The organism is Microcoleus sp. PH2017_09_SFU_O_A, from assembly GCF_020738625.1.
In the GTDB taxonomy this organism is placed as follows: Bacteria; Cyanobacteriota; Cyanobacteriia; order Cyanobacteriales; family Microcoleaceae; genus Microcoleus.
Map to the genome: position 1 here is coordinate 1 of NZ_JAEQCF010000028.1, position 12,912 is coordinate 12,912.

A 12,912-nucleotide genomic window follows, 5' to 3' on the forward strand; every position below is an offset into this window, starting at 1 on the left:
CGGACTCAGCGCGAGAGACTCAGAAACCGGGTTTCTGCGTAAAATCTCGTGAAAATACGTCAATTGCCATAGAAACCCGGTTTCTCGGACTCAGCGCGAAAGATTCAGCGGGGAAAAGTGAATTGCGACTTGAATAGGTTTTCTTCTGGTAGTTGGGAGCAAGAAACTTCTTGTTTCAAGTTTCAATCCCCTTGCGGGGAAAAGTGAATTGCGACCTTACTTGTATTTGACTGATTTGGCAGTACGAAAAGAAATGTTTCAATCCCCTTGCGGGGAAAAGTAAATTGCGACTTTTGTTTTAACTCAAGCTCCTCTAGGAGGTTGTTTCAATCCCCTTGCGGGGAAAAGTGAATTGCGACTACCTTGATTCGTCATTGGGAAATTTTGCTATCCTGTTTCAATCCCCTTGCGGGGAAAAGTGAATTGCGACTTAATTGAAGTCATTAGCCGACCTTAGAATTAATTCTAAAAAAGTTTCAATCCCCTTGCGGGGAAAAGTGAATTGCGACTTAATTTAAACGACCCTGAGCCACCACTTCCAGAGCCTTCTGGTGAGTTTCAATCCCCTTGCGGGGAAAAGTGAATTGCGACTAATTGTTCCTGAATATCGAGAAAAATCTTATGTCAGTTTCAATCCCCTTGCGGGGAAAAGTGAATTGCGACGTAAAGGACCGGTTCTGTTCACTGTGATGGTCAAAACAATGTTTCAATCCCCTTGCGGGGAAAAGTGAATTGCGACTTGCTGGTTTTGCGTGTCTGGTTATATTCATTTTAGTTTCAATCCCCTTGCGGGGAAAAGTGAATTGCGACTGTGATTGTAAATGAAGGGACAAAATACAAAGATGGAGAGTTTCAATCCCCTTGCGGGGAAAAGTGAATTGCGACTAACTACTTGGTTAAGCATACAATTGACCAATATCGTGTTTCAATCCCCTTGCGGGGAAAAGTGAATTGCGACTTAGCAGAGCTTGTAAGAACAAGAATGGTGGAAAGTTTCAATCCCCTTGCGGGGAAAAGTGAATTGCGACTGTTTTTTTATTATGCAAAATAACCCCTTACCAAGATGTTTCAATCCCCTTGCGGGGAAAAGTGAATTGCGACTGTTGGTTCAATCTACGTCTACCAATATAGCATTATGTTTCAATCCCCTTGCGGGGAAAAGTGAATTGCGACTGAAGAAAATACAGCGAAAGTGATTCAATTCCTTCTGTTTCAATCCCCTTGCGGGGAAAAGTGAATTGCGACTTAAGTAACGTACCTTGTATCATCAATCTAGTAAACTCTGTTTCAATCCCCTTGCGGGGAAAAGTGAATTGCGACTGCAAATTACTCTTAGAGCTGAATTTCTTGAGCAGAAGTTTCAATCCCCTTGCGGGGAAAAGTGAATTGCGACATAATAACCGAGATTACCATTCTACAACTTATTACCTTCACATGTTTCAATCCCCTTGCGGGGAAAAGTGAATTGCGACTATTATTAAACAACTTAGGGCGTATAAAAAAACAATTTGGGTTTCAATCCCCTTGCGGGGAAAAGTGAATTGCGACACCAGAAACACCAAAAGGAACAGATGCAGTCGGTGCTCAAGAGTTTCAATCCCCTTGCGGGGAAAAGTGAATTGCGACTCTATATCAAAGAAGTCCTAACGAAGGTCTGGAATTCTTAAGTTTTAATCCCCTTGCGGGGAAAAGTGAATTGCGACTTTAAAAAAGCTCTGGCTGACCATATTGAGAAAACCAACAGGTTTCAATCCCCTTGCGGGGAAAAGTGAATTGCGACATTCAAACTAAAAAAACTTCATTCCAATTCATAATCAATTGTTTCAATCCCCTTGCGGGGAAAAGTGAATTGCGACTATGATTGGATTAGGATAGTTGCCAATTTATCTGCCAGTTTCAATCCCCTTGCGGGGAAAAGTGAATTGCGACTCAAGAGGTCTTAGTCTGGAGCAATGTAGAAAGGGCTTTGGTCCAGTTTCAATCCCCTTGCGGGGAAAAGTGAATTGCGACTTGTTGAACTTGATCCAAAATTTGAATCATTATCGCCTTTTAGTTTCAATCCCCTTGCGGGGAAAAGTGAATTGCGACGACTTGGAGAATCTAGTTAATGGAGACGAGACAATTCGAGGTTTCAATCCCCTTGCGGGGAAAAGTGAATTGCGACATTAATGCTTGCTGAATTCCCAGGCATAGGGTTACACAAAGTAAAGTTTCAATCCCCTTGCGGGGAAAAGTGAATTGCGACTATATTTCACATGGCTGAACCAACTTCTGCTGAAATTCAAGCTGAGTTTCAATCCCCTTGCGGGGAAAAGTGAATTGCGACAGTTAAAGAGGTGTTAGGGACTGCCGAAAACTTCAAAAGTGATGTAAGGTTTCAATCCCCTTGCGGGGAAAAGTGAATTGCGACCTCAACAAAACATGACCAATGGGAAAAAGTTTACCCCTGCTAAGTTTCAATCCCCTTGCGGGGAAAAGTGAATTGCGACCAGAAAGAGTGGCAGAGATCAGAAATCAAACTAACGTTTCAATCCCCTTGCGGGGAAAAGTGAATTGCGACGAGACTAATACATTGCAGGGGGCAAATGGGATGGGTTTCTATAGTTTCAATCCCCTTGCGGGGAAAAGTGAATTGCGACTTATGGTGCATCTAGTGCTAGCGTAACCATACAATCTCTAATGTTTCAATCCCCTTGCGGGGAAAAGTGAATTGCGACAAGACAGATCAGGAGAGGGTGCAGAACCTAACCCAGGAGTTTCAATCCCCTTGCGGGGAAAAGTGAATTGCGACTTAAATTGATAATTGCAGGTTCGAGAGACTTTAACAATTACGAATTACTGTTTCAATCCCCTTGCGGGGAAAAGTGAATTGCGACTTTAGGAAAATTAGTAGATGTACTAAAACTAATTGTGTTTCAATCCCCTTGCGGGGAAAAGTGAATTGCGACAGCGGGTTTGTGGTACCTACAGAAAGGGTATGGATTACTGGTTTCAATCCCCTTGCGGGGAAAAGTGAATTGCGACACCACCATTGAGATAGAGGTATTATCTAAGTCTGAGTATAGTTTCAATCCCCTTGCGGGGAAAAGTGAATTGCGACACAGCGGCGTGACACGCAGCGGATTTTCGGGCGACTACTTTGGGTTTCAATCCCCTTGCGGGGAAAAGTGAATTGCGACAAATTTTTTCCATTGACTCCTTGTCATTGCCAAACGACTTAGTTTCAATCCCCTTGCGGGGAAAAGTGAATTGCGACTAGAGCTAGTAGCAGAATCAGAAAGGGTGTGGGTACTAAAAGCACGTTTCAATCCCCTTGCGGGGAAAAGTGAATTGCGACACGAACTTCCAATTTCACGAGCGGTTCCAGCTCTACTCGATGTTTCAATCCCCTTGCGGGGAAAAGTGAATTGCGACATCCAAAAATATTAGCTCTTTACGAAGAATTATTATCTCTAGTTTCAATCCCCTTGCGGGGAAAAGTGAATTGCGACTCCAAAGTTGTCTTGTATACAGCTAAAGAATTTCAGATGTTTCAATCCCCTTGCGGGAAAAAGTGAATTGCGACTGGAGAGAAAAAAAATGAATTTTCTAGCAAAGTCAATTGTTTCAATCCCCTTGCGGGGAAAAGTGAATTGCGACTCTTTTGGAGTGTATCAAATGGTACCCGTCTCTCCAAGAGGTGTTTCAATCCCCTTGCGGGGAAAAGTGAATTGCGACTGTAAATTCAGACGAGGGTTGATTATGAATCCGAACAAATTTTGGGATGTTTCAATCCCCTTGCGGGGAAAAGTGAATTGCGACTGCTTTTACTAAGAATTGACTCTTTTTATCTTTATGTTTCAATCCCCTTGCGGGGAAAAGTGAATTGCGACTAACCATTCCTCTAGCTGGTTTTACCGCTCCACCCTGTTTCAATCCCCTTGCGGGGAAAAGTGAATTGCGACCTTTCTCGACCTAGAAGGCAATGTCTTTACTTTTCAAGTTTCAATCCCCTTGCGGGGAAAAGTGAATTGCGACGTTGCTAAAGTACGATTCTCTGCAACTGCTGCGTATCTAGTTTCAATCCCCTTGCGGGGAAAAGTGAATTGCGACACAGAAATATATGAGCATGAGCAACATACAACAGCGTTTCAATCCCCTTGCGGGGAAAAGTGAATTGCGACACTGAAAACAAACAAAAAGTTGGCGCTATTCAAGTTTCAATCCCCTTGCGGGGAAAAGTGAATTGCGACCCCTCGTTGTGAAAGCCGTGCCCAGTAAAGGCTCTAGAAGCCGTTTCCGACCACCTCTGATGCTCAGCTCACTTAGAGCCGAAAACCAGCTCTCAAAAATCGCTGAAACCCTTACGGGACAAGCGAACGGCCGCCTAAACGAGAGAATCGGTGTTTCAGCCATTTAGCGAGGCGGTCGGATAGCTAAATGATTGAACAGCTAAAACACTACTCTAATCTATTTAATTTTCTAGGTACTGGTGCTACAGATTTAGGTAGTAATTAACACGACAAGTTTGTACTGGCTTGTGTGGATTTACAGCTAGAATCTAGCAATAGAAGCATAATAACCTAGATTTCCCTGGCTGTCAAGTGTTAAAAAAAATACTTTAAACAATGACCGAAGTCGGCGGTTGAGTCACCGGCGGGCCAGAACCCCAAGTTTCCACCTGCCCGATCGCCCGCGTTGACAAAACATAAAAACGGATATTATCTTCATCCAAATTAACCCGTCCCCGCAGGCGAGCGCGCAACTCCTCAAATTGACGCTGAGATAGGGCACACTCAAAAACCGAATATTGCACCCAAGTACCGTAACCGGAAAGCAAGTTAAAAACTTTCTTGCGACGCTTGTCACAAGGAATATCATAGACAACAACGTACAAGTGCATGATTAATTTCCGCTTGACCAAAAGTCAGGAATTACGCAATAAATAAACGCCATCATGTCATTGCGAGGGTCACTCAGCAATCGCAAAACCTGGCGATTGCTTCGTTCCTCGCAATGACAGAAATACGTTTTTAGTCTTGAAATCTAATGACTTCGATAAGGCTTGTACAGCACTTGTGGATTGTAAACAAACTGCTTGTAAGCCTTAACTTGCTGCACAAACAAATCCCAGCGCGGCTGTTTTTCGCCCGAATCAGTCTGAATTTCTTCTTCCATACGCCGTAAAAAAGCATGGAGAAATTTTGCTCTGCCGGAATCGTTCAAGAAACAGCCGCTATTGCGGTAAACAAAGTCGAGGGTGGCATCCATGACTTTTGAATTAATCAGCCACAGCACCAAAGAATCGATAATCGGAGCACGAAACTCTTCTATCAAATCAGAAGCTAAAGCAGCATGACGTTCGGAAGTTTGATGCAAACAAGCTTGATAAGGATCGAGTCCTTGGATCTCAATCAAACAAAGTAAATGATTCCACAGGATTTGATATCCGAAGCTAAGCATGGCGTTAACCGGATTCCCTGGCGGACGGCGGGAACGGAAAACAAATACAAATTCGGGAACCGACAAACATTCGCCAAATGCCGAAAAATAACTAGCTGCCCCGGCTCCTTCCAATCCCATTAAGCGCTTCCCCGACTTCGCAAAAATTGTCGGGGATATCAACTGCAAAAATTATTGAGGACTACTTTATTTATATCAAGCTCAACTAAGTAGTTTTATGCAAAAAACCAATTGTTCACAAAACTTAAATAGTATTTTGTAGGGAATTTTACGTAGAATTGGTGTCAATTTAACTAGAAATTACGTATAAACTCTATTGGTAGGGTGTGAAGTGGGCACCTGACTACTATTAGTAGTGTCTAAGTAATATCAGGACACGGCATTGCCGTGTCCTCTTCCGACGAAGAAAGCTATTGATTCATGACTATTGACACTCTCAGCGCTGAAGCGACTGAGATTCTTAAGAAATTTCATTCTTAATATCCCTACTGCTAGGGTTCCCAAACTCAGCACGTTTGCACGCAAGTGCGTGCTGATATCTTTTGGGCGTTTAGGTGTTCAACACCAGGTTTCGCGGAGTCCCCGCGTACCATTTTCGATGCTCGATCTCTGATAGTTTTGGCAGCGCCAATGTCGGCGTGTTCGTGATAGCCACATTCAACACAGATGAACTTTTCGCCATCTCTATTTGATTTGTCGATGTGTCCACAACTTCTGCATTCTTGGCTAGAGTGCTTAGGATTAACTTTGATTACGATTTTTCCTTGCTTTGCAGCTAGATACTCAATCTTTAATCCTAAGTCGCCCCAGCCTGCATCAGAGATAGCGCGATTCAATCCTTTTTTTCTGGATTGCCCATTCTTGAGAAACCTCCCGGTTTCCTCATCAGTTTTTACCTTACATCGACGCATCATCCCAGAGATGTTCAAATCTTCTAAGGCGATTACATCAATATTACGAAATACTATTAAATTCGCAGTTTTCCATTGGTGCGCTTGGCGTTTATCACCAATCTTTTGATGGAATCTGCTAACTCTGATGACTGCTTTTTTGCGGTTTTTACTGCCTTTTGTTTTGCGGTTAACTCGTCTCTGTCTAATTTTCAGAGTGCGTTTAGCTTTTTTGTTGGTTGAAAATCTAGGGTTCTCAATTTGGTAGCCATCAGAAAGGTGAACCAGTTTAGTGAGTCCCAAGTCGCAACCGATTACTTTGGGATTGTTGCCGAGAGCTTTGGGGCTGTATTCAGGTACAGATTTATCCTCTATTCTAATAGAAACATACCAGCCATTCTGGCGTTTTCTAACTGTGCAAGCCTTGATAGTAAAACCACTTGGGATTGAGCGAGAGTTGTAAAACCTCATTCAGCCCAGTTTTGGTAGGTAAATTTTATTGCCCTTGATTTTCACTCCCATTGCGAAGGTAAAAGAAGTAAAGTTACTCCGATTTTTGAATTTCGGAAATCCTCTACCTTCAAAGAAGTTTTTGTAGGCAATATCTAAGCGTTTGACATTTTGTTGTAAAACGGTTGAATCTAGTTGGGAATACCAAGGTCTAGCTATTTTTAACTCAGGTAATGCTGTTATTTGAATATCACCAGCACTTCGGCGAGGATTTCTAGCTTTACCTTCTTTGTCAATCTTAGAGTTTTTCCAGGGATTTCCAGTTGCGCCACTTTTACTTACGAAGCAGGTCAATGGTGAAGCTTCGCCTTTCGTTCTAATGTCACAGTAATCGCCTTGGATAAACTGCTGATTGTACTGACAGATTCTGTCATTCAAGCACCAATTATACAGGCTTCGCAGCATATCTACCCAGTTCGACATTTTTAATGCTTGCGTTTGATTGGGACGCAACTTATAAGCGTAATTTGTCAACAATCTTGCTCACCTCCTTGTTTATATCTTATAGCGGTTCTCAGAAAGATGAGGTACGTTGTTGGGCTTCAGCCCTCTTGGTTTCAGTGGTTATATAACCTGTCAGTCATACCTCACCTTTTTGAGAAAAAGATTCACGGCGGTTAAAACCGCCCGTGTCGCTTGCATCTCAGGGCTGAAGCCTCTGAGTTTTCCGCTTACCGAATGTTTTCTATAACTACTGACTAACTTTTAGATTTCGCATCGCGCCACGCTTCTCGCATCCGTCCAAAATTAGTATTAAATTCTTCCCACCCGAGAGTGCTTCCTGAATTTTCTTCATCCCAGGAAGCCGAGAGGACTCCGTAGCTTAATCCCAGTACGCCTAGACCAAAACAGCCCATGCTTACCAATAATACTGCTGTGTTGGGCAAGTCAAACCAGCCTTTGCTGACTATCAAATAACTCACAAAAAATGTGGAAATTCCCAGGAGTGTGGGGGCGCCGCAGAATACCGCAATGCGGGAAATCATGCGTTTGCTGACTGCTTCTGGGATGGATTGCGCCTGGGGGCCAGTTTTTTTGGTGGCTTTGGGCTTTTTGTCTGATTTTGGTTCTTCTGTGACTGGATTTGCTTCGGCTTCTGGAGGCTTTTTAGCGGTTTTTTTCCGATTTGAGGCCGGTTCAAAGGGTAAGCGCTGGGTGGGTGGTTCGGAGGACATATTTTTTGTTTAACCTGAAATCTCGAACAATTATCAAAGAAATCTTGGCGAGGGTTTACGCAACTCTGATGGTTAATCAACGGTTTGAAACGGATTTGTTATCAGTGCGTAAATCCTGCTGGCGTTTGTCCAAGATTCTTGAATATTGTCGCAAATTTTCGCTGTGCTGTTTAGCCGCGAATGCCTAAACGGGCAATTAATGCTTTGTAACGATCGACATTTTCCTTTTGCAGGTAGGCCAGCAAGCGCTTGCGGCGGCTGATCATCATCATCAAACCGCGCCGGGAGGCGAAGTCTTTTTGGTTGATTTTCAGGTGGGCGCTGAGTTTGCTGATGCGATCGCTCAACATGGCGATTTGGACATCTGCTGAGCCTGTATCTGTTTCATGGGTTTGAAAGTCGCCCATGATTTCTTGTTTGCGCTGTTGTGTAAGAGCCATGAATTGAGTTTAGTTTTTTTTGTACGATTGTCACAATCCAATATAGTATCACAGGGGAACGGTGAAGGAGCAAAATTTTCGCCACGGATGGGTTGTTTTCTTGAGCTGAATAGACTTCAATTGCAAGCCCTACTTAGGACGGGCGAGACGCCCATCCCACAGGAAAAAAAATGTCGGATGGGCGGGACGCCCCTCCATGGTGTTTATTCCAGCCCATCCCACAGGAAAAAAATTGTGGGATGGGCATCTTGCCCGTGTTAGCCATAAATTTTGCAAGAAGTCTATTGGGTGGCCGATTATCGGCTCAAATAGGCGATCGCCTCACGAATCCAATCATCCGCATTAGCTTTGTTTGCCAAGTTGCTGTCTTGACTGAGGGTTTGCAGCGCTTGCAAGACTTCCGTCGCAGTATATCCCATCGCCAGCAAAATCATCTCCACTTCTTCTTGAATCGCTGCGGGGACTCCGGCGGCCACGGAAGTTGTCAAACCTGCTTCCTGTCTCCATTCCGAGAGTTTGCTTTTGAGTTCCAGGGCGAGGCGTTCGGCGGTTTTTGTACCCACGCCGGGGGTTTTGGCGAGGATGCGAGTGTTACCGCCGACGATCGCCTGAACTAAATCTTGCATTCCTAGAGTATCAAGAAGGGCGATCGCCAGTTGAGCACCCACACCGCTAACACTCGTCAACTGCCGAAACAAATCGCGTTCGGCCGTGCTGCCAAAACCGTACAATACGATTTGGTCTTCCTTAACTTGCTGGTGGGTAAAGATTTGGGCGACTTCGCCGGATGCTGGTAATTGGCCAGTCACGCGCGGCAAAATTTGGATGTCATAGCCAATTCCACTAACTTCGAGAGTCAGAATAACGCGGTTGCTGCCTTTGGCGATATTGGCGACTGTGCCTTTGAGATAGCTGATCATATAGTTAATGGTACACCGATAGGGTAGCGCGCCTTTTAAAATTGCGATCGGACTAATGCAAAAAAAATCGTTTCCTCCCGAATACATTAATAACTGCTAAGGGAAAGGTAGAAAAACAATTCTATCTTGATATTCATTTTCTTGGGATGCCAGAGCCGCTAAAATCAATTCTTCTAGGTTTTCGCCAATGCTTAAATTAGGATTGATGATAAAAATCCCTGGAATGTGACGATTTACCGCCATATGTTCGGCTAAGTGCACTGGCATAGAAGTTCGGTTATTTGTCACCAAAACACAGTTATTATCTTCACACCAGTAGAGAATTTCTGGGTCGAGAGTTCCTTTCGGCGGTGTTTCCGGTTCTCCCACTACTTTGACAGCAATATCTGGTTCTCGTTGCCTAATTTGATTGGGATAAATTGGATTGACATTTTCATCAATTAGGTATTGCAGGTTCATGGGCTAGTTTTGGCTTTTCTTTCTGCCCTCAGTTGGCGGAGCTTTTCAGAAACAGGCGGGGGATTAAGGCGCTGTTCTTCTCTCATTTTGTGACCGTGTTCTATCCAATTTTTGAGGTAATCACTCACAGGTTCTTGATTTTGGAGATAATACAGAATTGTCGCATAAACTTGTTCGAGGGTGAGGGAAGGATAAGTTTGGGCAATTTCATCAGGTGCGCGACCGCAATCGATGTAATCATAAAGAATTGTTTCAATGCCAATTCTTGTCCCTTTCAGTCGAATATCGCTGGGAGTGAGAAAGTTGAAATAATCTGTGAGCGTTTGGGTTGGCATAATTTTGCTGTATACTCAACATAATTTATTATATCACTGATATTTGCCCGATAGAACTTGAAGTAAACCGCTATGCTGATCTTTCAATTCAAAATAAGATGCTGTTTAACCAAAGACAAATCCGTCTTCCCAAAATTTACCACTAAGGCCACATTTAAATTTTCCAATGATTTTATAAACCACATAATTTCATCAGAAGCTTTACCTTCATAGTGATTGAACAAAATAGAAAATCGCTTTTCCAACTCAGGTTTAACTTTGCCAGAAAGCAGTAATATTTTCAGCAGCAAACCCATTGTCCTGCTGGGCCCGAGGTTGTATACTAAGTCATAAAAAATGTAGTGGTTGGGATGTTGGGAATTTTCCACTACTAAAAAGTTGAATAACTGGTTGCAAGTCTGAGCTAACAATATATTATTTAATTTCGCCGAGTCGTTTTCCGGAAATGTATTTTTGATGTACTTGTACAACTTATCATTAAATTGACGACCGCCATATTCTGGTTCTACCGATGATATCAAATATTCATATAAATCCACTTTAAATGAGCTGTAGGATTGAGTTTTCCTGGCATCTCTCAAAAAAAATTGAGCCGATTCTTTGTGGCTGCGATCGTCTGTTACTTTCCCGGCAAATTCCCTAACAGCTAAGTGCAATTCCGCATCGTTCAAAAGTGTGGGATTTGGCGTCGGCTGTACAATTCCTATTTCTGTATTTCTCGGCTCAACCAAATAATTTAAATATTGAGACAAGTTTTTTTCAAATAGTCGCTGTCTTTGAATTTCCAGCTTTTTGATGGTTTGCTGGTCTTCCTCCACGCTCTCCTTGCTCAGCAAAGAATGCCCGTACAAATAAGGATAGCGACAAATCAATTCGCCCAAAGGAGCATGACTATCTTGTTTCTGCGGTTGTGGCTCTTGTTCTACTGCTTTTACTAAGCGCTCTAGGGTCTGGAATTCTGCACTTTTAGTAAAGAATTCTATTTGTTCTTGCAAGCGCTTGACTATGTAAAATTCCATCCCGAATCGGGGAGAAGTCTGTTTAAATAAAGCTACTAAATTTGCAATACTCAATTTGTGCTGTGAGTGCAATTGCCAGCGGTTGATCGGGATGTAACAGCAGCGGTGGATGATATATTTAAACTCCCGATCCGATCGCTTGACGGAGATTATATTGTACAAAGTTGCTTCTATTTCGCGATCGGGGTAGCCCATACCGTCGATAAATAGTTTGCGGAACCGCTCGATTATCTGTGCGGGGGATTCTTGTTCGACGCAGGAGACGATGTGATCGTACAATACCTGTTCGTTGCTGCCCGATAGAAAAGTATCTGAGGGCGGGGTGAGAATTCTCTCTGCACCGATGTCTGGGCTGCTTTGTACAACTTGTGCGACAGCGACTGTCGGTTTTTTCTGAAAAGTTCCGGGATTCAAGAACCAATAGTGTTCTTGGCTTAATTGTTTGTTTGCCGCCCAATCCAAGGCTGACTGCAAAGTTTCCCCCGTCAATAACTGCGACTTATCTTCGCGATCCGAAGCCAGCCATGCTGCCAAGGCCTCGCGGTAGGGAGCCAGATTTCCCAGTTCTTTTTCCACCCAAAACTGATTGAAAACAGATTGATAAACTAGGTTAGCAGCTATTAATTTACCATGAGATTTGACCACCAATCCTGACAGTTGCAATTCGATTTGTTCGGGAGAATAATCGACAGCAACTCCTGGCAATTCTTCCGGTTTTTTGGGGTCGGGCGGTTGCAAAATTTTCTGGTACAGCGTTAACAGCTTGGTGAGATCGCAGCGGCTGTAGAAAATGCGATCGCGAATTGCTGTCAAATGTGGGGGTTCGTCCCAGTCTTCCCAATTTTTAATAATTCTGTGTTTGAGCAGTTGTTCCACCTGCTGGGCTTCGCAATTTCTGCCAATAAAAGACCCGTATTCAAGCACCAATTGGCACAGTCTTTGAGTCAGAAAAGGTTGACCGTCCGTCCAAGTAAATATTTCTTGGAGCACTTTTTGGGGACGAAAAGCTTTGAGTGCCAATCCTTTTGTTAGTGACACACTTTCGTCTAGTTGCAATCGACTTAAATTAATTGGTCGTCCAATATTAAAAGGGTTGCAGCTTGGATCTCGGATCAATTGTGACGGGGCTGCTACTCCGAAAACCGCAAAATTCAGGCGATCGTATTCTGGTTGCTCTGCCCGCTTAGAATAACAACCTCGAATTGAGGCAAAAAAATCGCTGGTACTGAAATTGAGGATGTTGGTGGTGTCAATGTCATCTATCAAAATGACTAAATTTTGCCGCAGTGACTTGAGCAAAACTTTTTCGATAAATATCTCCAATCGCTGCACCGGCGATAGCACTTCGCGATCGTTCCACCACTTGAGGGCATCAAACCTGTTTGTGAGGCGCAAGCTGCTGGCGATGCGGTGGACGATCGCACCATACCACTTTTCCAGGGAAATTTCTGGGGTGCTAATGCTTCTCAAGTTGACGGCGGCAAAAGCTGTACCTTCTGCTTGCAACCTTTTGGCCGTTTGCACTAGCAGGCTGGACTTTCCCATTTGTGGCGAACTCAATACGTAGCAGAATTGTCCGGCTTTGAGTCCTTGGTAGAGTTCGCTGTCTGCCGATCGCCTGACATAGGTGGGCGCACCGGCAGGCAAATATCCTCCGACTTGATATTGGTTGGTTGAGTGGACTTCTGCTGTCATCTGCGAATTCATCAAGATGCTGCGCCC

At 43.7% G+C, this 12,912-nt stretch carries 10 protein-coding genes and 1 CRISPR repeat array; all 10 genes read right to left on the bottom strand.

Going from position 1 to position 12,912, the window contains the following annotated elements; genetic code table 11:
• Positions 1 to 179: 179 nt before the first annotated feature.
• Positions 180 to 4,232: direct repeats of the CRISPR family, unit length 36 nt; unit sequence GTTTCAATCCCCTTGCGGGGAAAAGTGAATTGCGAC.
• A 368-nt stretch (positions 4,233 to 4,600) separates the two neighbouring features.
• Positions 4,601 to 4,882 carry a CRISPR-associated endonuclease Cas2 gene (cas2, locus tag JGK16_RS12445; RefSeq protein ID WP_293185592.1) on the bottom strand — a complete coding sequence of 94 codons (282 nt, stop codon included), beginning with the start codon at positions 4,880 to 4,882 and terminating at the stop codon, positions 4,601 to 4,603.
• A 143-nt stretch (positions 4,883 to 5,025) separates the two neighbouring features.
• Positions 5,026 to 5,610, bottom strand: coding sequence for a CRISPR-associated endonuclease Cas1 (gene cas1, locus JGK16_RS12450; protein ID WP_293203132.1), 585 nt, complete (start codon positions 5,608 to 5,610; stop codon positions 5,026 to 5,028).
• 338 nt (positions 5,611 to 5,948) lie between these two features.
• Positions 5,949 to 6,803 (bottom strand): transposase, encoded by an 855-nt coding sequence (locus tag JGK16_RS12455; protein ID WP_293185593.1) that lies wholly within the window; start codon positions 6,801 to 6,803, stop codon positions 5,949 to 5,951.
• Complete coding sequence (locus JGK16_RS12460) at positions 6,804 to 7,319, bottom strand: helix-turn-helix domain-containing protein (protein WP_293185594.1); 516 nt, start codon at positions 7,317 to 7,319, stop codon at positions 6,804 to 6,806.
• Between the two features lie 221 nt (positions 7,320 to 7,540).
• On the bottom strand, positions 7,541 to 8,017 hold the full coding sequence (locus JGK16_RS12465; protein WP_293185595.1) for a PAM68 family protein: 477 nt from the start codon (positions 8,015 to 8,017) through the stop codon (positions 7,541 to 7,543).
• Between the two features lie 170 nt (positions 8,018 to 8,187).
• Positions 8,188 to 8,457, bottom strand: a complete 270-nt coding sequence (gene rpsO / locus JGK16_RS12470; protein WP_293134126.1) for a 30S ribosomal protein S15 — start codon at positions 8,455 to 8,457, stop codon at positions 8,188 to 8,190.
• 296 nt (positions 8,458 to 8,753) lie between these two features.
• Positions 8,754 to 9,377, bottom strand: a complete 624-nt coding sequence (gene ruvA, locus JGK16_RS12475; RefSeq protein WP_293185596.1) for a Holliday junction branch migration protein RuvA — start codon at positions 9,375 to 9,377, stop codon at positions 8,754 to 8,756.
• A gap of 96 nt (positions 9,378 to 9,473) precedes the next feature.
• Positions 9,474 to 9,836, bottom strand: coding sequence for a DUF5615 family PIN-like protein (locus JGK16_RS12480; protein WP_293185597.1), 363 nt, complete (start codon positions 9,834 to 9,836; stop codon positions 9,474 to 9,476).
• Positions 9,833 to 10,171 (bottom strand): DUF433 domain-containing protein, encoded by a 339-nt coding sequence (locus JGK16_RS12485; protein WP_293185598.1) that lies wholly within the window; start codon positions 10,169 to 10,171, stop codon positions 9,833 to 9,835. Before JGK16_RS12485 ends, JGK16_RS12480 begins: the two co-directional genes overlap by 4 nt.
• Positions 10,172 to 10,254: 83 nt before the next feature.
• Positions 10,255 to 12,885 (bottom strand): AAA-like domain-containing protein, encoded by a 2,631-nt coding sequence (locus JGK16_RS12490; RefSeq protein WP_293190671.1) that lies wholly within the window; start codon positions 12,883 to 12,885, stop codon positions 10,255 to 10,257.
• Positions 12,886 to 12,912: the final 27 nt, after the last annotated feature.

Excerpts from the sequence above, each read along its gene's own strand:
- JGK16_RS12465 (WP_293185595.1), bottom strand. The coding sequence starts at position 8,017 with ATGTCCTCCGAACCACCCACCCAGCGCTTACCCTTTGAACCGGCCTCA.
- JGK16_RS12480 (WP_293185597.1), bottom strand. The coding sequence starts at position 9,836 with ATGAACCTGCAATACCTAATTGATGAAAATGTCAATCCAATTTATCCC.
- JGK16_RS12485 (WP_293185598.1), bottom strand. The coding sequence starts at position 10,171 with ATGCCAACCCAAACGCTCACAGATTATTTCAACTTTCTCACTCCCAGC.
- rpsO (WP_293134126.1), bottom strand. The coding sequence starts at position 8,457 with ATGGCTCTTACACAACAGCGCAAACAAGAAATCATGGGCGACTTTCAA.
- cas2 (WP_293185592.1), bottom strand. The coding sequence starts at position 4,882 with ATGCACTTGTACGTTGTTGTCTATGATATTCCTTGTGACAAGCGTCGC.
- ruvA (WP_293185596.1), bottom strand. The coding sequence starts at position 9,377 with ATGATCAGCTATCTCAAAGGCACAGTCGCCAATATCGCCAAAGGCAGC.
- JGK16_RS12490 (WP_293190671.1), bottom strand. The coding sequence starts at position 12,885 with ATGACAGCAGAAGTCCACTCAACCAACCAATATCAAGTCGGAGGATAT.
- JGK16_RS12455 (WP_293185593.1), bottom strand. The coding sequence starts at position 6,803 with ATGAGGTTTTACAACTCTCGCTCAATCCCAAGTGGTTTTACTATCAAG.